Consider the following 19,053-nt stretch of genomic DNA (forward strand, 5'->3'; position numbering starts at 1 on the left):
GTTTGGTACGACGGTACCAATTTCTTCTCTGCCTGACAGATTTAGAGGAACGACCGTGCATAACGTCGTCATCAGCGGCACTGGCCTGTACACCCCGGCCAACAGCATCTCCAACGAAGAGCTGGTGCAGTCTTTCAATGCTTACGTGCAACAGTTCAACAGCGACAACGCTGCGGCCATCGAGCGCGGTGACGTGCAGGCGCTGACCGAGTCCAGCGCAGCCTTTATCGAGAAGGCGTCGGGCATCAAGAGCCGCTTTGTGATGGACAAGGACGGCATCCTTGACCCGCAACGCATGGCCCCACGCTTGCCTGAGCGCAGCAACGACGAGTGGTCGGTACTCTGCCAGATGGCCATCGGCGCTGCCGAACAAGCCTTGCAACGCGCCGGTAAGACCGCCGCCGACATCGATGGCGTGATCGTCGCCTGCTCCAACCTGCAGCGCGCCTACCCGGCCATCGCCATTGAAGTCCAGGAAGCCTTGGGCATTCAGGGTTTCGGCTTCGACATGAACGTGGCGTGTTCTTCGGCCACCTTCGGCATCCAGAACGCGGCCAACAGCATCCAGTTGGGCCAGGCTCGGGCGATCCTGATGGTCAACCCGGAAGTCTGCACCGGCCACTTGAATTTCCGCGACCGCGACAGCCATTTCATCTTCGGCGATGCGGCCACGGCGGTGATTCTTGAGCGTGCTGATCTGGCCACCTCCGAGCATCAGTTCGACGTGGTCAGTACCAAGCTGCTGACCAAGTTCTCCAACAACATTCGTAACAACTTCGGTTTCCTCAACCGCACCGCCGAAGAAGGCATCGGCGCGCCGGACAAGCTGTTCGTGCAGGAAGGTCGCAAAGTCTTCCGTGATGTCTGCCCGATGGTCGCCGAGTTGATCGGTTTACACCTGGAAGAAAACCAACTGAGCGTGACCGACGTGAAGCGCTTCTGGCTGCACCAGGCCAACCTGAGCATGAACCACTTGATTGTGAAGAAACTGCTGGGCCGAGAAGCCTCGGTGGAAGAAGCGCCGGTGATCCTTGATACTTACGCCAATACCAGCTCGGCGGGCTCGGTGATCGCGTTTCACACCTATCAGGACGATCTGCCCAAGGGCTCTGTTGCAGTGCTCAGCTCGTTTGGTGCGGGTTACTCGATTGGTAGCGTGATCCTGCGCAAGCGCTAATCTTTGGATCTGGCCCGATTTAATGTGGGAGCTGGCTTGCCTGCGATAGTATCGCCTCGGTGTATCTGAACTACCGGGGTGTCTGCATCGCAGGCAAGCCAGCTCCCACATCGACCGTATTCCAAAGTAATTAGAGGTAAACAATGGCAGCAGCGGACGACGCGCACCTGCTTGAACGGCTGCTCAAGGGCGAGCAGCGGGCCTACAAGGAACTGGTCACCACCTACCAGAGCGCCATGCGCGCGGTTGCCTATGCGATTGTCGGCCAGCGCCACGCCGATGAAGTGGTTCAGGACGCCTGGCTGTCGGTGGTGCGTAACCTGGCCAAGTTCGAAGGGCGCTCCAGCCTCAAGACCTGGCTGCTGACCATCACCGCCAACTCCGCCAAGGGCCGCTACAAACAGAACCGCCGGGAAGTGTTGCTCGACGATTTGCCTTCGCCCCACGGCACCATTGGTGATGACCGCTTCGTTCCCGACGACGGCCATTGGGCTGTTGCGCCTTACGCCTGGCACCAGGACACCCCGGAAGCCTTGCTGACCGAGGACGAACTGCGCAAATGCCTGGAGCACACGATCCTGAGTTTGTCGGAGCTGCAAAGCAGCGTATTGGTGTTGCGTGAACGTCAGGGCCTGGAGTTGGAGGAGATTTGTAATCTTCTGACCCTCTCGCTCTCCAATGTCCGTGTGCTGTTGCATCGAGCACGGCTTAAAGTCTTCGCCACGGTGGAGCATTTTGAGGAAACGGGCGAATGTTGACCTGTAAGGAACAAGTGGCGCGGTCCAGTGACTACCTCGATGGGCAATTGACCTTTCGAGAGCGTCTGCTGGTGCGTCATCACTTGATGTTCTGCCCCAACTGCCGGCGATTTATTCGTCAGATGCGCCTGCTGCAGGCGACATTGAAGATCATGCCGCAGGAGCCGGTAAAGGATGCTGATGCTTTGGCTGAGCGGTTGGCTGCCGAACGGCTCAAGGATCAGTAAAGGCGGGGTAAAGGCAGGCTCGCGTGGGTGAGTCGAACGGATGATGGGGATCGATCCGCCCACGCAAGGCTGTTGAAACCCCCTCGGGCCGTCCTGGCCCAAGGGTTATTGCACACACATTTAGAACTTGGCTTCAGCATCCAGCTGCAGGGTGTTGGTGTTGGCATCACGCTGCGTGCGGCTGGCGTAGTCAGCCTTGGTCAGGAAGTACGTGGCGCCGAGGGCGAAGTTCTTGTCGATGTCGTAGCTGACTTTGAGCTTGTGGCCGCGCGAACCGGTGGTGCCGTTGGCGAAGTCCGAATCGGTGAAGGCGCCTACGACCGCGTCACGCTGAGTATCGCGGTAGTTGTAGTCCAGGTTGAAACCGAACACCTTTGACTTGGCACCGATCAACCAGGCGGTGTCCTGATCGGTCACCGCATCGTTGTTTTTCACGTACTGGCCGTAGAACGCCAAAGGCACGGCCAGGCCGCCGATGTCGGCTTGGGCAAAGCCTTCATACAGGCGGAATTCGTTGTTGGCCGAGTTGCCGTTGACCGCCAGCGCGCATGGCGTGGTGGTGGTTGTGCAGCGGCTGTCCTTGTCATTCTGGTAGGCGTAGACACTGCCGCCCAGGGTCATCTTCAGGTTGTCGGTGAGCGAGAAGCGCGTGCCCAACTGGCCAGACGTCAGGCGCAGGTCGTGGCGAAATTGCACGCCGTCGCCGTCCACGTTGTCCTTGAGGTTGTAGTTACCCAGGCTGCCGAACAGCTCGGCGCTGGTACCCAATGGGTACTTGTAGGTGACGGCCAGGCCTTCAGGGTTGATGTCGCTATCCCAGATCACGTCGCCCATGTTCACCCACGGTTGCAGCATCTTGCCGCCGATCACGTGCAGATTCTTGATCTGGTCCGGGTGGTAGTCGATGTAGCCCAGGTCCAGCCAGATCGACTTCTTGTCGAAGTAGTTGTCCTGATCCTGGTTGGTGGAGCGCGCGTCATCGCTGCTGCCGGTGGCCACGCGGATGCCGGTGTCGACCTGGGAGTTGATCTCGGTGTAGGCGCCCAGGCGGGCACGGATACGCTGACGGTCTTTGTCGCGGCCGCCGTTGTTGGATTCGCCCTGGATTTTCACGGTTTCCTGACGGAAGCGCACATCGCCCTTGAGCTGGGTGCGCGCGGCCCAGGCCAGCTTCTGATCGAAGACGCTGAGGTCGTTGGTTTTCTTCGCGGTGGCCGCGATCTGCTCGTTGGTCTCTTGTTGAGCTTGCTGTGCGATCTGCTTTTCTTTCTGGTCCTTGGCTAATTCCGTTTGCAGTTCAGTGTACTGCGCAGCGGTGATCTGGCCGTTGGCCTTGAGCATGTCGAGCAATTTAGCGTCGACTGCAGCGCTGGCCGGAACGCTCAGGGCCAGCAACAGGCCGCCACACAGGGCCGCCGCAGTTTTAGTGGAAGCAAGACGCATATCAATCTCCGAAAGTGAGGAGGGATGGCAAACCATCCAGGACACAACCGACCGATGACGGACGGAAAATAGCCGCCTGGTAGAACCAGGCGCTCTAAAAACAGGCGTCAGTATCGCGATCGTTTATGACGGAGTAGTGGCTAAGTGATTTCACCTAGATGACAAATTATTTAATCTGGAACTAATCGTTTCCAGGTTTGTCTCGCTCGTTTCGAGGTGTGCCTGGCGCCGCGATAGGCGATACTCGCCAGGCTTTCATGCCAAGAAACAGTGAGGATGCCGATGCCGCTGCAACGCCTGGACAGCCTGTCCGCAATCGCCCCAGAGGTCTGGGATGCCCTGGTGCCGCAGGCACAGCCCTTTGTGCGGCATGCCTTCCTGAGTGCGCTGGAAGACAGCGCCAGCCTGGGCTCGCAGTCCGGTTGGCAGCCCGAGCATTTGTTGCATTGGGAGGGCGAGCGACTGGTGGCAGCCTTGCCCAGTTACCGCAAGTGGCACTCCTACGGCGAGTACGTGTTTGATCACGGCTGGGCGGATGCCTGTGAGCGCGCGGGCATCGAGTACTACCCGAAGTTGCTGGCGGCGGTGCCATTCAGTCCGGTGAGTGGCCCGCGCTTATTGGCCAGGAATGCCGAGGACGGGTTTGAGCTGCTGGGCAGCCTGCCCGGTTATCTGGAAATCGAAGGGCTCTCCAGTGCCCATATCAACTTCACCGACCCGTTGGCCGACACGGCATTGGCCGGGCAAGCGGGTTGGTTGCAGCGCCTGGGCTGCCAGTTTCATTGGCAAAACCGCGGCTATCGCGACTTTCAGGACTTTCTTGATGCCTTGAGTTCACGCAAGCGCAAACAGATGCGCAAAGAACGCGAGCAAGTGGCCGGGCAGGGCATCGATTTTGAATGGTTGCAAGGCCATGAGTTAAGCGAGGCGCAGTGGGATTTTGTCTACGCCTGCTATGCCAACACCTACGCGGTGCGTCGCCAAACACCCTACCTGACCCGCGCCTTTTTCAGCCTGCTGGCCGAACGCATGCCCGAGGCGATCCGCGTGGTGCTGGCCAAACAAGGCACACGCCCAGTGGCCATGGCCTTCAGCCTGATCGGTGGTGACAGTTTTTATGGCCGCTACTGGGGCTGCCTGGCGGAGTTCGACCGCTTGCACTTCGAAACCTGCTTCTATCAAGGCATGGACTACGCCATCGCCCACGGCCTGCAACGTTTTGATGCCGGCGCCCAAGGCGAACACAAGTTGATTCGCGGGTTTGAACCGGTGATCACACGGTCGTGGCACTATCTGCGCCATCCGGGTTTGAAGAATGCCGTCGAAGACTTCCTGGAGCGTGAGCGCGTGGGGATTCTGGCGTATGCGCAAGAGGCGAGGGCAGCCCTGCCTTACCGGCAGGGCTAACTCCGAGGCCACAGGCGTTTATCAGATAGTGTGGGCTTTTAGTCGATGCCGACGAACCCGCCGGTCTGGTGCTGCCACAACCTGGCATACAAACCACCATGAGCCAGCAGTTCGGCATGGCTGCCTGTCTCGGCAATCTGGCCTTTCTCCAACACCACCAGGCGGTCCATGCGCGCAATGGTCGACAAGCGGTGCGCAATCGCAATCACGGTCTTGCCCTGCATCAGGGTTTCCAGGCTTTCCTGGATCGCCGCTTCCACTTCCGAATCCAGCGCCGACGTCGCTTCGTCCATGATCAGGACAGGCGCGTCCTTGAGCAGCACCCGCGCAATGGCAATGCGCTGGCGTTGGCCACCCGAGAGTTTCACCCCGCGCTCGCCCACATGCGCATCCAGCCCGGTGCGGCCTTCGGCATCCGACAGCAGCGGGATGAACTCATCCGCGCGGGCTTTGTGGATGGCGGCGTTAAGCTCCTCATCGGTGGCATCCGGCTTGCCGTACAGCAAGTTGTCACGGATCGAGCGGTGCAGCAGCGAGGTGTCCTGGGTGATCATGCCGATCTGTGCCCGCAAGGACTCCTGGGCCACTTCGGCGATGTTCTGGCCGTCGATCAGGATGCGCCCGCCTTGCAGGTCATACAGGCGCAGCAGCAGGTTGACCAGGGTTGATTTGCCCGCGCCGGACGGGCCGATCAGGCCGATTTTCTCACCGGCCTTGATCTGAAGGTTCAAGCCGCCAATGATCCCGCTCTTTTTGCCATAGTGGAAATCCACCTGCTCGAAACGGACTTCGCCGTGGGGCACTTGCAGGCGCGGCGCGTTTTCGCGGTCGGTCACCGCCAGCGGCGCAGCGATGGTTTTCAGACCGTCCTGCACCATGCCGATGTTTTCGAAAATACCGTTGACCACCCACATGATCCAACCGGACATGTTGACGATACGGATCACCAGGCCGGTAGCCAGGGCGATGGCACCCACGGAAATCAGTGACTGCGTCCACAGCCACAAGGCCAGGCCGGTGGTGGTGACGATCAGCACGCCGTTCAAGGTGCAGATCACCACGTCCATGCTGGTGAGCACGCGCGCGGCCAACTGGGTTTTTTCGGTTTGCTCGATGATCGCTTCCTTGGCGTATTCCTGCTCATTTTGCGTATGGGCGAACAGCTTCAAGGTGGTGATGTTGGTGTAGCCGTCGACAATGCGGCCCATCAATTTGGAGCGCGCCTCGGAGGAAATCACCGAGCGTTCTTTTACACGGGGCACGAAGTAACGCAACGCCAGGCTGTAAAGAACGATCCAGGTGATCAGCGGGATCATCAGGCGCCAGTCCGCTTCGGCAAACAGCACCAGGGCGCTGATGGCGTAGATCGACACGTGCCAGATGGCTTCCGCCGTCGCCACCGCCGAGTCGCGCAAGGAGTTGCCGGTTTGCATGATGCGCTGGGCGATGCGCCCGGCAAAATCGTTCTGGAAAAAATTCAGGCTCTGCTTGAGCACGTAGCTGTGGTTCTGCCAGCGGATCAAGCTGGTCATGCCGGGGTTGATGGTCTGGTGCACCAGCAAGTCATGCAGGCCATTGAATATCGGGCGCAGCAGCAGGGCCACCACGGCCATCCAGATCAGCTCGGCGCTGTGAATCTGGAAAAAGTTGGCGGGCGGCGTGCCTTGGGCCAAATCGATAATGCGGCTCAGGTAGCTGAACAACGCCACTTCGATCAACGCGCCAATCAGGCCGACCACCAGCAAGGCGGCAAAGCTTGGCCACACCTGGCGCAGGTAGTAGAGGTAGAAGGGCAGGACTTTATCAGGAGGGGCGGCGCTGGGAGCGTCGCGGAAGATGTCGATCAGTTGTTCAAAGCGACGATAGAGCATTCAGTCTGACGCCCGCGCTGCGGGCTCTCCTTTCAAATGCGCACGCGGCGTTGTGGGCCGCGTGCGGAGCTTGCTGCGGACCTCAGTCGATGCGCTTGGCCGACTTGATCACAACAGGGTCGATTGGCACGTTTTGCATGCCTTGCTTGGTAGTGGTTTGCGAGTTGACGATGACGTCGACGACGTCCATGCCCTTGACCACTTTGGCGAACACGGCATAACCCGCATCGCGGCCCGGGTCGAGGAAGGCATTGTCAGCCACGTTGATGAAGAATTGGCTGGTGGCCGAATTTGGATCGTTGGTGCGTGCCATCGACAAGGTGCCGCGCACGTTATGCAGGCCGTTGCTGGCTTCGTTCTTGATCGGTGCTTCGGTCGGCTTCTGCGACATCTGCGCGTTGAAACCGCCGCCCTGGACCATGAAGCCCGGGATCACACGGTGGAAAATCGTGTTGGTGTAGAAGCCTTTGTCGACATAGGCCAGGAAGTTCTTGGTACTGATCGGCGCCTTTACCGGGTCCAGTTCGATTTCGATCTCGCCATTGGTGGTGGTGATCAGGACGTGGGGCGCGCTGGACTTGGCCGGTGCCGCAGGTTTGGCCGGTGCAGTAGCCGTGGCGGCCATCAGGTTGGCGGCGAACAGAAAGGAGCCGGCAAAGAAGGCGATTTTTTTCAGCATGGGTCAGTGATCCTGGGTAGTGGTTTCGACTGTCTTTAGAAAATCGAGCAAGGTAGCGTTAAAGACTTCGGGTTGATCCAAGGGCGTGGCATGGCGGGAATCCTTGATCACCACCAGCCGCGCATCGGGCAGCAGTTTTACATAGTTTTCTTTCTGCGCCACGGGGGTGTAGTCGTGGTCGGCGCTGATGACCAGCGTAGGACAGGTGATTCTGGAAAGTTGTTCCTGCACGCCCCAGCCGACAATCGCATCGAAGCTGGCGAGATAAGCACGTTTGTCGTTTTTTGCCCAGCGTTCGGCCATTTTGCGCCGCAGGTCGGCTTGCTCCGGTTTGGGGAACAGCCGATCGCCCAGCGCCTTGCCGATGGTGGCCAGGCTGAGCACGCGCGCCAGGCTCCAACGCTTGGCCCATTGCCAGTAATCATCGGCGCTGCGCACCTTGACCTCGGGCGCGCTGTTGACGATGCACAGGCTCTTGACCTGCGCGGGTTCGTCCACCGCCAGTTGGAACGCGATCATGCCGCCCATGGACAAACCCACCACATGGGCGGGCGGCAGGTTCAGGTGTTCGATCAACGCCAGCAGATCGAAGGTAAAGCCCTGGATGCTGTAGCGCTCGCGGGGTTTGTCGGAGCGACCGTGACCGCGCACATCCACCACGATCAGGCGGTAATGCCGGGCCAGCACCGGAATCTGCAGTTCCCAATCCTGGCTGCTGGAGCCCAGGCCATGGATCAGGATCAGCGGGGCGCCGTGACCGTATTCCTCATAATGCAGGCTGCAGCCTTCGTGGTCGAACCAGGCCATGGGTGAACTCCGTTTCAGGCTTGCTGGGGGGCGGCGAAAGGGGCATCCAGGGGAGCGGTGTCAAAGGTGCGCAACAAGTCGATAAGAATCTGCGTGGCCGGCCCCAGGGGTTTGTCTTTGTTCGAGTACAGGTAGAACGTCGGGTTGCGGCTGCCACCCTTTTCCAGTGGCAACTGCTTGAGCAGGCCATCCTTGAGTTCACGTTCGATCAGGTGCCGGGGCAGCCAGGCAAAGCCCAGGCCGCTGCTGACGAAGGTAGCTGCGGTGGGCAAGCTGCCGACGGTCCAGCGTTGTTCGGCGCCGAGCCAGCCGACGTCGCGCGGCTGCTGGCGGCCGGAGTCACGGATCACCACTTGCATCTGGCTTTCCAGGTCCTGGAAACTCAGCTCGCGGTTGAGGCGATGCAGTGAGTGGTCGGGGTGGGCCACGGCGATAAATTCCACGTCGCTCATTTCCGTGCCCAAGTAGCCCGGAATGATGAAACTGCTGATGGCCAGGTCAGCCATGCCATCTATCAACAGCTCTTCAACCCCCGACAGCACTTCTTCACGCAGGCGCACGCGGCAGCCACGGCTTTGCGGCATAAAGGCGGTGAGCGCGCGCACCAGCCGCGCATTCGGGTAGGCGGCGTCCACCACCAGGCGTACTTCGGCTTCCCAGCCCTGTTCCATATGGTGGGCGAGGTCTTCCAGCTGGCTGGCGTTTTTGACCAGTTGCCGCGAGCGGCGCAACAGCACTTCACCGGCCTCTGTGAGCACTGCCTTGCGCCCGTCGATGCGCAGCAATGGCACGCCGAGCTGGTCTTGCATGCGGGCCACGGTGTAGCTCACCGAGGACTGCGAACGGTGCAGCGCTTCAGCCGCCTGGGCGAAGCCACCATGGTCGACCACGGCCTGCAGCGTGCGCCATTGATCAAGGGTAACGCGGGGCGCTTTCAAGATGAGCTCCTCTTGTCCTAAGCTGGCGGTCCTTATTGGAGACTGCCGAATGAGAAAATTCTGTTGTGTGTTGCTGGCGCTGCTGCCGCTGAGCGCGTTTGCCTATTCCACCGACGTCACTAAAAAGATCGAGGGCGTGAGCATTGACTACACGGCGTCCGACATCGACAACGACATCAGTTCGATACAGCTCAATAACTACGGCACCAATGACGCGGTGTGCTCGGTAACCTTCACCAACGGCCCGGAATCGCCACGTCGCCGAACGGTGACGGTGCCGGCAGGTAAAAGCACCAACACCACGGTCAAATTCACCCGCTCGATTATCAAGATGCGTATCGCTCTGGCGTGCGCCCCAAAATAAACCGGCAGCGGAGCATGCCCACAGCAATACTCCGCTTATAAACAAATTTATAGATGGGTTATAGCAGTTTTTTACGCTTTTTTATCGAATTGGCTCTGTTTAATCTCCACTCCATCGCCTTACAGCATTTACAGATGGAGCCTACCTAGCCATGTCCAATGTTCTGATCATCGAAAGCAGCGCCCGCCAGCAGGATTCGATTTCCCGCCAGCTGACTCAACAGTTCATCAGCCAATGGCAAGCGGCCCACCCGGCGGATCAGATCACCCTGCGTGACGTGGCCCTCAACCCGGTCCCGCACCTGGACGCCAACCTGCTCGGCGGCTGGATGAAACCCGCCGACCAGCGCAGCGGCGTCGAACAGGCGTCCCTGGATCGCTCCAACGAACTGACCGACGAACTGCTCGCCGCCGATGTGCTGGTGATGGCCGCGCCGATGTACAACTTCGCCATTCCCAGCACCCTTAAAGCCTGGCTGGACCACGTGCTGCGCGCCGGTGTGACCTTCAAGTACACCGCCACCGGCCCGCAGGGTTTGCTCACCGGCAAGCGCGCCATTGTGCTGACCGCTCGCGGTGGCATCCACACCGGCGCCAGCTCCGATCACCAGGAACCGTACCTGCGCCAGGTCATGGCCTTTATCGGGATTCACGACGTTACGTTCATTCATGCCGAAGGCGTGAACCTGAGCGGTGACTTTCAGGAGAAGGGCATCAACCACGCCAAAGCGCTGCTGGCACAGGTCGCGTAACGTTTTAATCGTCACATAATCGCGTGGTGTTTATATCGCTCCACGCAAACCCTTCAAGTACGCGTATCGAACCTCCCTTTGCACTTGTTGCTCCTGAGTGCTCCTACCCGACTGCCGCTATAGCGAGGTCGGGTTTTTTTTGCCTTGAGTTTCAGTAAACGCCGAAAACCTTTAATGTCCCGCCCATTCAAAACGAGGCGCGCATGGGCTATTTACTGGTTGTTACCCTGATTCAGGCATTTTCCTTCAGCTTGATCGGCGAATACCTCGCCGGTCACGTCGACAGCTACTTCGCCGTGCTGGTGCGTGTGGTATTGGCCGGGTTGATCTTCATCCCGCTGACCCGTTGGCGTTCAGTGGCGCCACCCTTCATGCGCGGCATGTTGCTGATCGGTGCGCTGCAGTTCGGCGTGACGTATGTGTGCCTGTATTTGAGCTTTCGTGTGCTCACGGTGCCGGAAGTGCTGCTGTTCACCATTCTCACACCGTTGCACGTGACCCTGATTGAAGACGCGCTTAACCGCCGCTTCAACCCGTGGGCATTGGTCGCCGCCTTGGTGGCCGTGGGCGGCGCGGCGGTGATTCGCTTCGACCAGATCACGCCGAACTTCCTGATGGGTTTCTTGCTGCTGCAACTGGCCAACTTCACCTACGCTGCCGGACAGGTGATGTACAAGCACTTGGTGGCGCGTTATCCCAGCGACCTGCCGCACTACCGGCGCTTCGGCTACTTCTACCTGGGTGCCTTGATCGTGGTGCTGCCGGCATTCCTGCTGTTCGGTAAAACCAACTTTTTGCCCGAAGCGCCGCTGCAGTGGGGCGTGCTGGTATTCCTTGGGCTGGTCAGCACGGCGCTGGGTATGTACTGGTGGAACAAAGGCGCCTGCCTGGTCAACGGCGGTACTTTGGCGGTGATGAACAACCTGCATGTGCCGGTGGGGTTGTTGCTGAACTTGCTGATCTGGAATCAGCACGAGCCGTTGGGGCGCTTGGCGTTGGGAGGTGTGGTGATTTTGGGGGCGGTGTGGGTCAGTCGCTTGGGTGTGCGCAAGGACGCGATCCACCGCTGAGGCTTGTGTGGGAGCGGGCAAGCCCGCTCCCACAGGGAATTGATGGCATCAGGCAGATTCGTTTTCCAACGCTGGCAAATGACTGGCCCCCAACACCGCCGGCAACACTCCGGCGCGTAAGTCATTACCACTGGGCTGCTGATACAGGCTCAAGCCGAACTCCGGCAGCACCGCCAGCAAATAATCGAAGATATCGCCCTGGATCCGCTCGTAATCGGCCCACGCCGTAGTGCGGGTGAAGCAGTAGATTTCCAGCGGCACGCCTTGGGCGGTGGTTTGCATCTGGCGCACCATGCAGGTCATGTTTGGCTGAATATCCGGGTGGCTTTTCAGGTACGCCAAGGCATAGGCGCGAAAGGTGCCGAGGTTGGTCATGCGGCGCCGGTTGGCCGACAGTTGCGCGCTGTGGCCCTGGGCTTCGTTCCAGGCCTTGAGTTCGGCCTGCTTGCGGCTGATGTAGTCGGTGAGCAGGTGTACTTGGGTCATGCGCACTTCTTCGTCGTCGCGCAAAAAGCGCACGCCGCTGGCGTCGATGTACAGGCTGCGCTTGATACGGCGCCCGCCGGAGGCCTGCATGCCGCGCCAGTTCTTGAACGACTCGGACATCAGGCGCCAGGTCGGGATCGAGACGATGGTTTTGTCGAAGTTCTGCACCTTGACCGTGTGCAGGGTGATATCCACCACGTCACCATCGGCGCCGACCTGGGGCATCTCTATCCAGTCGCCGACCCGCAGCATGTCGTTACTGGTCAGCTGCACGCTGGCCACAAACGACAGCAGCGTGTCCTTGTACACCAACAAAATCACTGCCGACATGGCACCCAGGCCGGAGAGCAGCAACAGCGGCGAACGGTCGATCAAGGTGGCGACGATGATGATCGCGGCAAACACGAACAACACCATTTTGGCCAACTGCACATAGCCCTTGATCGAGCGCGTGCGGGCATGTTCGGTGCGTGCGTAGATATCCAGCAAGGCGTTGAGCAGGGCGCTTACGGCCAGCGTCATGAACAGGATGGTGAACGCCAGCGCCACATTGCCGATAAACAGGGTGGCGGTCTTGCTCAGGTCGGGCACCAGGTACAGGCCGAACTGGATCACCAGGGAGGGCGTCATCTGCGCCAGGCGATGAAAGACTTTGTTATGCCGCAGGTCATTGAGCCAGTGCAGCGCCGGTTGCCGGCCGAGCAGTTTGACGGCGTGGAGGATGAGGTAGCGCGCTACCCGTCCGACCAATAGGGCGACGACCAGCAATATCAGTAAACCCAGGCTGGAATGCAGCAGTGGGTGTTCATCGAGGGCGCCCCAAAGGTCTTGGACGTTGAGCCAGAGCTGTTTGATATCCATGGGTAAAACCGATTCTTCTGTAAGACAACACGGGCCGATTAGAGCATTTATGTGCAACAAAGTTGATTTTGCGGACAAATCTGCTGACAAAAAAGCAGCTGATTAGCGTCGTTCGCGTAAAGAAACTCGGTTTGAGCGCCCGAAACCGTTACCCTATGCAGCTGATATTTTGTATTTCTTCGAGGTAGCACCCGTGTTTTCCCAATTCGCCCTGCACGAACGCCTGCTCAAAGCCGTGGCCGAGCTTAAATTTGTCGAGCCTACGCCTGTGCAAGCAGCGGCCATCCCGCTCGCGCTCCAAGGGCGTGACCTGCGGGTGACGGCGCAAACCGGCAGCGGTAAAACCGCCGCTTTCGTCTTGCCGGTGCTGAACCGCCTGATTGGCCCGGCCAAAGTCCGCGTGAGCATCAAGACCCTGATCCTGTTGCCGACTCGTGAGTTGGCCCAGCAGACCTTGAAGGAAGTGGAGCGCTTTTCGCAGTTCACCTTCATCAAGTCCGGCATTATCACCGGCGGCGAAGACTTCAAGGTCCAGGCTGCCATGCTGCGCAAGGTGCCTGACATCCTGATCGGCACCCCAGGCCGGATGATCGAGCAACTCAACGCCGGCAACCTCGACCTCAAGGAAGTCGAAGTGCTGGTGCTCGACGAAGCCGACCGCATGCTCGACATGGGCTTTGCCGACGATGTGCAGCGTCTTGTGGCCGAGTGCGTCAACCGCCAGCAGACCATGCTGTTCTCCGCCACCACCGGCGGTTCGACCTTGCGCGACATGGTTGCCAAGGTGCTCAACAACCCCGAGCACCTGCAGGTCAACAATGTCAGCGACCTGAACGCCACCACGCGTCAGCAGATCGTGATGGCCGACCACAACGTACACAAAGAACAGATCCTGAACTGGTTGTTGGCCAACGAGACCTATCAGAAGGCCATCGTCTTCACCAACACCCGTGCCGCGGCGGACCGCATCTACGGTCGTCTGGTGGCGCAGGAATACAAGGCGTTCGTGCTGCACGGCGAGAAAGACCAGAAGGACCGCAAGCTGGCCATCGACCGCCTCAAGGCTGGCGGCGTGAAGATCCTGGTGGCTACCGACGTTGCCGCGCGCGGCCTGGACGTGGATGGCCTGGACATGGTCATCAACTTCGACATGCCGCGCAGCGGCGACGAATACGTACACCGTATTGGCCGTACCGGGCGTGCCGGCAACGATGGCCTGGCCATCTCGCTGATCTGCCACGGCGACTGGAACCTGATGTCGAGCATCGAACGCTACCTCAAGCAGTCGTTCGAGCGCCGCACTATCAAGGAAGTCAAAGGCACCTACACCGGGCCGAAGAAGGTCAAGGCGTCGGGCAAGGCCGTTGGCGTGAAGAAGAAAAAAACCGACGCCAAGGGCGACAAGAAGAAAACCGGCGCCAAGTCGCCGACCAAGCGCAAGATCGCCAACCGGCCGAAGACCGACAACCTGTCGCTCGTCAGCAAGGACGGCATGGCGCCACTTAAGCGCCGCAAGCCAGAAGCACCAGCTGCCGAATAAGGCCGCTGATACAAAAAAAACCGGACGCTGTCCGGTTTTTTTATGCCCTTAGTTTTTAGCTTTATCGGCCGCCTCTTCCAGCTCCTTGAGGCGCTGGTCGATCAGTTGGCACTTGTCCGGCAGATCCGCGCTGGCGGTCTCCAGGTTCATGTGTTGCAACTCATCGTTGATTTCCTTGGCCTTGGCCGGGTTTTGCTGGGTCAACTTGGTCACTTCCTTGGCCAGTTGTTCGCGTTTGGCCGTGGCCTCTTCCGGCGTGCAGGCCCAGGCGGGCAGGGCGCTCAGCAGGGTGGCGGCGATGGCCAGGTTCATCAGGGTTTTCATGGTCGGACCTCCTTGGCAGTGATGTTCAGTTGAGGGGGCGAATGTCTGGAAAGTTCAGAGAAATGACGCTCGTCTATTCGGGTGAACGGCCAGAGCACGGTCGTGTCATTACCTCTAACGGGCCACTTTTTAATCTGCCCGCAGGAGGAATCAGGATGACGACTTACAACTGGGATCTGATCGAACGTCTGCTGCATGAAGTGCAGAATGGCGAAGGCAGCTTTGCGCCGCGCAAGTATGCCGAGCAGGAAGCGGCCGAGAAGGCCACGGCGGGCGAATCCACCGGTAACCTGGACGCGTTGAAAAAGACCGCTGCCGATTACGAAGCGCTATTGTTCAAACGCGGTTTCATTGAATCGCGCCCGGAAGAAGAGGGCGGCAATGGTGAGAATTTCATCCTCACGGCGCTGGGCGCGCAGCTGCTGGCCCTGATCGACAGCTCAATCCCGGGCAACGATCACCCGCGCCAGGTGCTGGACGAGCAGGCAGACGCGTTGGACCCGGCGACATTTGCTGAGGTGGCTTCCAAGGCGCAGATTGCGTAATAAGGCACACCCCAGACCAAAATGTGGGAGCGGGCTTGCTCGCGAATGCGGTGTATCAGTCGATGAATCTATTAACTGACACACTGCATTCGCGAGCAAGCCCGCTCCCACATTTTAAGTTGAGGCGGCCTTGAGGCATTTGAGGGCCTTGAAGTCGCTGCGTACGCCGTTGATCTTCTGAGTCAGCTTCAGCCGCTGCTGTTGGGTGCTTTCGGCCATCAAGTCAACGATTAGGCTACGCGCAGCGGCTTCGGTCTGTGCATAAGCGGTGCGGTATTGCGGGGTCCACAAGCTTTCCCGATCCACCAGCAATTGCTGGATTTTCTGTGGGAAGTCAGCGCTGTGACGCTGCTGCAAGGCGTCGATAAATTGCGCCTGCCAATGCGCGCGATTACCGATCCATTCCTGATTCTGTTCGCCCAGCGCGATTGACCACGCCGTCACCCGGTTCCGCTGGCTGGGACTTAACGGCCCCATCCAAGCATCCAGACGTTTGCTCATGCGCTCGGCGCGCTCCTTGATCTGCTGGGCCAGTGGCGGTTTGAGGTATTCGTCCTGGCGCTTGCGCAGGTCTTTGGCCAGCGCATCCTCCATGTCTCTGACTTGTTGATCATCCAGGCCCTGCAGCAGTTGGATGGCTGACGGCGTGATCTCGCGGGCCACTTCAGCGATCGCCTGCTTGGCTTCGACGGTGCGCGCTTGCAGTGCGGCGTCGGTGATCTGGTTGCTGTCGACCATCTGTTGCAGGCGATCAAGCCAGTCCAGGTAACCTGGTAATTGGGTGGTGCAGTGCCAGGCCAGATGCTCCTTGAGGGTGTCGTTGAACCAGCTCTTCTGCCCGGCGTTCATGTCCAGGTAGTCGTTGAGGGTCCAGGGGATGATCACATCAAGGTTACGGTAAGCCAGGCCCACGCGATTGCAGCCGGCGAGCACCAGGCTCAAGGTCAGTACTACCACTAGTAATTTGAGCCGACGCAGCATGGGCGTGTCCTTGCGCAGAGAGGGTTCATATATGTGAACCTGCGCGGGTCGCGACAGTTCAGCCCATTAATAAAACGACCGGGCGGCCTTCAAGGTCAACAGGCCGTCGCATTGCGAATTGTGTCCGGAGTAGGCCGAGCAGTCGCCACCACTGAGGCTGGAGCCGCTGTAGATCAGGTCCAGGTCCACGCCTTTCCACGCTCGCGAGAACTGCACCGACCAGTCGCTGAAGCTGCTGATGGTGCCGCCTTCCACCGCTGCTGGCGTGCCAAGTTGGTGAGTGGTGTACTTCATGCTGACGCCGATGCCGAAAGGCTGTGTACCGCCGAGGTCGGCAAACAGCGTGCTGTCCTGGCGGTCGGGGTCGTTGCTGAAAGACACGCCGAAGCGATTGCCCAGCAGGTTCAGGCCGCCGTAGAACTCCTGGCTGTCGAGAGGGCTCAGCTTGGGGTAGCTGTAGTGGATCATGCCCACTTCGTAGCCCAGGGTCTGGTCGAAGGGGCGCTTGAAGCCCATGTAGGAGTCGACTTCGAGGTTGTTGGCCGAGGACAGGCCCATATTGGGCGAAAACTGGCCGAAATACAGGCCGCTGTCGTGGCTCAGGTCCAGGCCGCCGTGGAAGGAATCGCTGCCCGGCGAGGTCGGCTTGACCAGACCCTGGGCCATGCTGCGGCTGGGCGTGGTGCCTAACTTGAGGTCGAAGTCACCCAGCTCACGCTGAAAAATCTGCGCGTGTGCAAGAGGGCTTGCCGTAAGGGCAGCGATGAGAAACAAGCAGGGCTTGAGCATGCTTCACTCCATGAAAAGCGAGGAGCAGTAACGAAAAAATCGGACAGATGCCCGTGCTAGACGGGTGCAAGCATACCGGCGAATGCTACGCGGTGAGCCCCGTTCGTCGATTAGCGCATCAGGAGATGTAGCGGGAGGGTGTTTCAGACTCTAGTCCCGGCGCCTTGGAAGGCAAGACGCTTAGGAGCTAGATGCGATGCGCGGGGGTTACTTTTTGCCCAGGCTGATCTGCTTGGACGGGCCGAAAGTCTGGCCGCTCACGCCCTTGGCAATTTGCTGGATTTCGCCGCCGGACTTGAGGAAAGCAGCAATTTGGCTGTTGATCGATTCGCTGGTTTCAACGGCGGGAGCTGGCTTTGCTTTGCTATTGGATGCTTTTACGCGCATGGCGGCCACTAACCTGTAGAAAATTAACTTGGCCAGGCATCGTACAGGAAATACTTGACAATTGCTTGGCAAATATCCTCTGGGAATAACCCAAGCCGCTCTCATCGGCCAAAGTTTGACCTTGAAATAAACCGCTAACTTACTGTTTTAACTCGAAACCACAAGGTTTATGCGGCTGCTGGCCACCGGCAAAACTCGATCGATTGATCAGACGAGCGGGGCGGTGCCATTACGCGGCCATGCCAGGCCGCGATTTTTCAGGCGCACGCGCGTGGCGGGCGCAACTCGGGTAGAATGCCGCCCACGTAACGAAGGTATCTGGAAATGGCTTTAGTCGGGCGCTACAACAGCTTGCAAGTGGTTAAACACACTAACTTTGGTTTGTACCTGGATGGTGCGCAAGATGGTGAAATCCTCTTGCCTAATCGGTATATCCCCAAAGATATTCCCAGTGAAGATGAAGACTGGCTTAACGTTTTCATTTATCTGGACAGCGATGACAAACTTATCGCGACGACTGAAAAGCCGAAAGTTCAAGTCGGCGAATTCGCCAGTTTGAAAGTCGTCGAAGTCAACAGCATCGGTGTATTCCTCGACTGGGGTTTGCCCAAAGACCTGTTGCTGCCGTATTCGGAAGAAAAACGCCAGCTGACCGCGGGTGAATACTGCGTGGTGCACGTCTACCTCGACAAGCACACCAGGCGCATCACCGCCACCGCGCGACTTGACCGCTACCTGGATAAGACGCCTGCCAACTACCAGGTGGGCCAGGAAGTCGACCTGCTGGTGGCCGAAGCCACCGACATGGGTTTCAAGGCGATCATTAACAACAAGCACTGGGGCCTGATCCACAAGAACGAAGTGTTCAAGTTCCTGCGCCCGGGCAAGGAAGAGAAAGGCTTTATCAAAGAAATCCGCGCCGATGGCAACATCAGCCTGAGCCTGCAACCGGTCGGCCAGGAAGCGGCCTCCAGCCTGAACTCGAAGATCCTCGCCAAGCTGCGTGAAAACAACGGCAGCTTGCCGGTCAGTGACAAAAGCGACCCGGCGGTGATCAGCAATTTGTTCGGTGTCAGCAAAGGCAACTTCAAGAAGGCCATTGGTGCGCTCTACAAGCAGGGCCAGATTGTAATTCACGCCGATCGCATTGAACTAAGCTGATCGCGTTTTGCTCTTCTGTAGGTGCCGCTCGGCGCCTACAGAGGCTGCAACCATGACCCGCAAAATACTCTTCGCCTACCTCGGCACCTTGCTCGCGTTTCTGGTGCTCGACGGCCTCTGGCTCGGCGTCTTCATGGGCCCGACCTACAAATCCCTGCTCGGCTCGCTGATGCTCGATCAGCCACGCCTGCTGCCCGCCGTGCTGTTTTATCTGCTGTATGTGGTGGGTTGCGTGATGTTCGTGGTCCTGCCCAGCGGCAGTTGGCAACGTGCGGCACGCCTTGGTGCTTTGCTCGGCCTGGTGGCTTACGGCACCTATGACCTGAGCAACTGGGCCACGCTGAACGGCTGGTCAGCCGGGCTGGCGCTGATGGACATGGCCTGGGGCACCTTCCTGACGGCCGCCTGTTGCAGTGTCGGCTATCTGTGTGCACATCGGGTGCAGCATTGATTGTGTACAGGATTGACGTGCACCGTTGCTGAGCAT

General features: G+C 59.1%; 21 protein-coding genes. 11 read left to right on the top strand and 10 right to left on the bottom strand.

Translation table 11 applies throughout. From position 1 onward, the window contains the following. Positions 1–55: 55 nt before the first annotated feature. The 3 genes from FFI16_RS05265 (at position 56) to FFI16_RS05275 (ending at position 2,162) form a co-directional block, all read left to right on the top strand. A complete protein-coding gene (locus tag FFI16_RS05265) occupies positions 56–1,177 on the top strand; it encodes a beta-ketoacyl-ACP synthase III (protein WP_138814420.1) in 1,122 nt (373 codons plus the stop codon). A 143-nt stretch (positions 1,178–1,320) separates the two neighbouring features. After that, positions 1,321–1,935, top strand: coding sequence for an RNA polymerase sigma factor (locus FFI16_RS05270; RefSeq protein WP_016973332.1), 615 nt, complete (start codon positions 1,321–1,323; stop codon positions 1,933–1,935). After that, entirely contained in the window at positions 1,929–2,162 is a 234-nt protein-coding gene (locus FFI16_RS05275; protein WP_138814421.1) for an anti-sigma factor, read from the top strand. The genes FFI16_RS05270 and FFI16_RS05275 overlap by 7 nt, the downstream gene beginning before the upstream one ends. Before the next feature lie 120 nt (positions 2,163–2,282). Here FFI16_RS05275 and FFI16_RS05280 read toward each other — a convergent pair whose 3' ends face one another. Beyond that, a complete protein-coding gene (locus tag FFI16_RS05280; RefSeq protein ID WP_138814422.1) occupies positions 2,283–3,605 on the bottom strand; it encodes a putative porin in 1,323 nt (440 codons plus the stop codon). 282 nt (positions 3,606–3,887) lie between these two features. Between FFI16_RS05280 and FFI16_RS05285 the strand changes: the two genes are divergently transcribed. Beyond that, the gene (locus tag FFI16_RS05285; RefSeq protein WP_138814423.1) at positions 3,888–5,012 is read left to right on the top strand and encodes a GNAT family N-acetyltransferase; all 1,125 of its coding nucleotides are present in this window, start codon (positions 3,888–3,890) and stop codon (positions 5,010–5,012) included. A gap of 38 nt (positions 5,013–5,050) precedes the next feature. On the opposite strand, the gene FFI16_RS05290 is transcribed toward FFI16_RS05285, so the two are convergent. The 4 genes from FFI16_RS05290 to FFI16_RS05305 all read right to left on the bottom strand — a co-directional run bounded on the left by FFI16_RS05290 (position 5,051) and on the right by FFI16_RS05305 (position 9,307). Then, entirely contained in the window at positions 5,051–6,883 is a 1,833-nt protein-coding gene (locus FFI16_RS05290; RefSeq protein ID WP_138814424.1) for an ABC transporter ATP-binding protein, read from the bottom strand. An 82-nt stretch (positions 6,884–6,965) separates the two neighbouring features. Next, the gene (locus tag FFI16_RS05295) at positions 6,966–7,562 is read right to left on the bottom strand and encodes a peptidylprolyl isomerase (RefSeq protein ID WP_138814425.1); all 597 of its coding nucleotides are present in this window, start codon (positions 7,560–7,562) and stop codon (positions 6,966–6,968) included. A 3-nt stretch (positions 7,563–7,565) separates the two neighbouring features. Then, positions 7,566–8,369 (bottom strand): alpha/beta fold hydrolase, encoded by an 804-nt coding sequence (locus FFI16_RS05300; protein WP_138814426.1) that lies wholly within the window; start codon positions 8,367–8,369, stop codon positions 7,566–7,568. A gap of 14 nt (positions 8,370–8,383) precedes the next feature. Then, complete coding sequence (locus FFI16_RS05305; RefSeq protein WP_065929812.1) at positions 8,384–9,307, bottom strand: LysR family transcriptional regulator; 924 nt, start codon at positions 9,305–9,307, stop codon at positions 8,384–8,386. A 49-nt stretch (positions 9,308–9,356) separates the two neighbouring features. On the opposite strand from FFI16_RS05305, the gene FFI16_RS05310 reads away from it, so the two are divergent. The 3 genes from FFI16_RS05310 (at position 9,357) to FFI16_RS05320 (ending at position 11,492) form a co-directional block, all read left to right on the top strand. After that, positions 9,357–9,671 carry a 3-phosphoglycerate kinase gene (locus tag FFI16_RS05310; protein ID WP_138814427.1) on the top strand — a complete coding sequence of 105 codons (315 nt, stop codon included), beginning with the start codon at positions 9,357–9,359 and terminating at the stop codon, positions 9,669–9,671. A 151-nt stretch (positions 9,672–9,822) separates the two neighbouring features. Continuing rightward, positions 9,823–10,422 (top strand): FMN-dependent NADH-azoreductase, encoded by a 600-nt coding sequence (locus FFI16_RS05315; protein ID WP_138814428.1) that lies wholly within the window; start codon positions 9,823–9,825, stop codon positions 10,420–10,422. 203 nt (positions 10,423–10,625) lie between these two features. Beyond that, positions 10,626–11,492, top strand: coding sequence for a carboxylate/amino acid/amine transporter (locus tag FFI16_RS05320; protein ID WP_138814429.1), 867 nt, complete (start codon positions 10,626–10,628; stop codon positions 11,490–11,492). Between the two features lie 48 nt (positions 11,493–11,540). Here FFI16_RS05320 and FFI16_RS05325 read toward each other — a convergent pair whose 3' ends face one another. After that, entirely contained in the window at positions 11,541–12,839 is a 1,299-nt protein-coding gene (locus FFI16_RS05325; protein WP_138814430.1) for a mechanosensitive ion channel family protein, read from the bottom strand. Positions 12,840–13,032: 193 nt separating this feature from the next. On the opposite strand from FFI16_RS05325, the gene FFI16_RS05330 reads away from it, so the two are divergent. Then, on the top strand, positions 13,033–14,379 hold the full coding sequence (locus FFI16_RS05330; RefSeq protein WP_026013512.1) for a DEAD/DEAH box helicase: 1,347 nt from the start codon (positions 13,033–13,035) through the stop codon (positions 14,377–14,379). A gap of 48 nt (positions 14,380–14,427) precedes the next feature. Here FFI16_RS05330 and FFI16_RS05335 read toward each other — a convergent pair whose 3' ends face one another. Further along, entirely contained in the window at positions 14,428–14,703 is a 276-nt protein-coding gene (locus FFI16_RS05335) for a hypothetical protein (RefSeq protein ID WP_138814431.1), read from the bottom strand. A gap of 155 nt (positions 14,704–14,858) precedes the next feature. Here FFI16_RS05335 and FFI16_RS05340 point away from each other — a divergent pair, with 155 nt between their 5' ends. Beyond that, entirely contained in the window at positions 14,859–15,248 is a 390-nt protein-coding gene (locus tag FFI16_RS05340) for a hypothetical protein (RefSeq protein ID WP_017134854.1), read from the top strand. Positions 15,249–15,362: 114 nt separating this feature from the next. Here FFI16_RS05340 and FFI16_RS05345 read toward each other — a convergent pair whose 3' ends face one another. From FFI16_RS05345 to FFI16_RS05355, 3 genes are all read right to left on the bottom strand, one after another. After that, the gene (locus FFI16_RS05345) at positions 15,363–16,229 is read right to left on the bottom strand and encodes a DUF6279 family lipoprotein (protein WP_138814432.1); all 867 of its coding nucleotides are present in this window, start codon (positions 16,227–16,229) and stop codon (positions 15,363–15,365) included. Between the two features lie 66 nt (positions 16,230–16,295). Next, positions 16,296–17,018 carry a TorF family putative porin gene (locus tag FFI16_RS05350; RefSeq protein WP_138814433.1) on the bottom strand — a complete coding sequence of 241 codons (723 nt, stop codon included), beginning with the start codon at positions 17,016–17,018 and terminating at the stop codon, positions 16,296–16,298. Between the two features lie 207 nt (positions 17,019–17,225). Then, entirely contained in the window at positions 17,226–17,405 is a 180-nt protein-coding gene (locus FFI16_RS05355; RefSeq protein WP_003193095.1) for a hypothetical protein, read from the bottom strand. A gap of 324 nt (positions 17,406–17,729) precedes the next feature. Between FFI16_RS05355 and FFI16_RS05360 the strand changes: the two genes are divergently transcribed. Together FFI16_RS05360 and FFI16_RS05365 are read left to right on the top strand one after the other, a co-directional pair. Beyond that, on the top strand, positions 17,730–18,566 hold the full coding sequence (locus tag FFI16_RS05360; protein WP_138814434.1) for a S1 RNA-binding domain-containing protein: 837 nt from the start codon (positions 17,730–17,732) through the stop codon (positions 18,564–18,566). Positions 18,567–18,618: 52 nt separating this feature from the next. Continuing rightward, positions 18,619–19,017 (top strand): DUF2177 family protein, encoded by a 399-nt coding sequence (locus FFI16_RS05365; protein WP_138814435.1) that lies wholly within the window; start codon positions 18,619–18,621, stop codon positions 19,015–19,017. The last annotated feature ends 36 nt before the right edge of the window (positions 19,018–19,053 follow it).

Source organism: Pseudomonas sp. KBS0710, from assembly GCF_005938045.2.
In the GTDB taxonomy this organism is placed as follows: Bacteria; Pseudomonadota; Gammaproteobacteria; order Pseudomonadales; family Pseudomonadaceae; genus Aquipseudomonas.

Bases quoted from the DNA above. Each gene is read 5' to 3' on its own strand.
- FFI16_RS05270 (WP_016973332.1), top strand. From the start codon at position 1,321: ATGGCAGCAGCGGACGACGCGCACCTGCTTGAACGGCTGCTCAAGGGC.
- FFI16_RS05275 (WP_138814421.1), top strand. From the start codon at position 1,929: ATGTTGACCTGTAAGGAACAAGTGGCGCGGTCCAGTGACTACCTCGAT.
- FFI16_RS05280 (WP_138814422.1), bottom strand. From the start codon at position 3,605: ATGCGTCTTGCTTCCACTAAAACTGCGGCGGCCCTGTGTGGCGGCCTG.
- FFI16_RS05285 (WP_138814423.1), top strand. From the start codon at position 3,888: ATGCCGCTGCAACGCCTGGACAGCCTGTCCGCAATCGCCCCAGAGGTC.
- FFI16_RS05290 (WP_138814424.1), bottom strand. From the start codon at position 6,883: ATGCTCTATCGTCGCTTTGAACAACTGATCGACATCTTCCGCGACGCT.
- FFI16_RS05295 (WP_138814425.1), bottom strand. From the start codon at position 7,562: ATGCTGAAAAAAATCGCCTTCTTTGCCGGCTCCTTTCTGTTCGCCGCC.
- FFI16_RS05300 (WP_138814426.1), bottom strand. From the start codon at position 8,369: ATGGCCTGGTTCGACCACGAAGGCTGCAGCCTGCATTATGAGGAATAC.
- FFI16_RS05310 (WP_138814427.1), top strand. From the start codon at position 9,357: ATGAGAAAATTCTGTTGTGTGTTGCTGGCGCTGCTGCCGCTGAGCGCG.
- FFI16_RS05315 (WP_138814428.1), top strand. From the start codon at position 9,823: ATGTCCAATGTTCTGATCATCGAAAGCAGCGCCCGCCAGCAGGATTCG.
- FFI16_RS05320 (WP_138814429.1), top strand. From the start codon at position 10,626: ATGGGCTATTTACTGGTTGTTACCCTGATTCAGGCATTTTCCTTCAGC.
- FFI16_RS05325 (WP_138814430.1), bottom strand. From the start codon at position 12,839: ATGGATATCAAACAGCTCTGGCTCAACGTCCAAGACCTTTGGGGCGCC.
- FFI16_RS05335 (WP_138814431.1), bottom strand. From the start codon at position 14,703: ATGAAAACCCTGATGAACCTGGCCATCGCCGCCACCCTGCTGAGCGCC.
- FFI16_RS05340 (WP_017134854.1), top strand. From the start codon at position 14,859: ATGACGACTTACAACTGGGATCTGATCGAACGTCTGCTGCATGAAGTG.
- FFI16_RS05345 (WP_138814432.1), bottom strand. From the start codon at position 16,229: ATGCTGCGTCGGCTCAAATTACTAGTGGTAGTACTGACCTTGAGCCTG.
- FFI16_RS05350 (WP_138814433.1), bottom strand. From the start codon at position 17,018: ATGCTCAAGCCCTGCTTGTTTCTCATCGCTGCCCTTACGGCAAGCCCT.
- FFI16_RS05355 (WP_003193095.1), bottom strand. From the start codon at position 17,405: ATGCGCGTAAAAGCATCCAATAGCAAAGCAAAGCCAGCTCCCGCCGTT.
- FFI16_RS05360 (WP_138814434.1), top strand. From the start codon at position 17,730: ATGGCTTTAGTCGGGCGCTACAACAGCTTGCAAGTGGTTAAACACACT.
- FFI16_RS05365 (WP_138814435.1), top strand. From the start codon at position 18,619: ATGACCCGCAAAATACTCTTCGCCTACCTCGGCACCTTGCTCGCGTTT.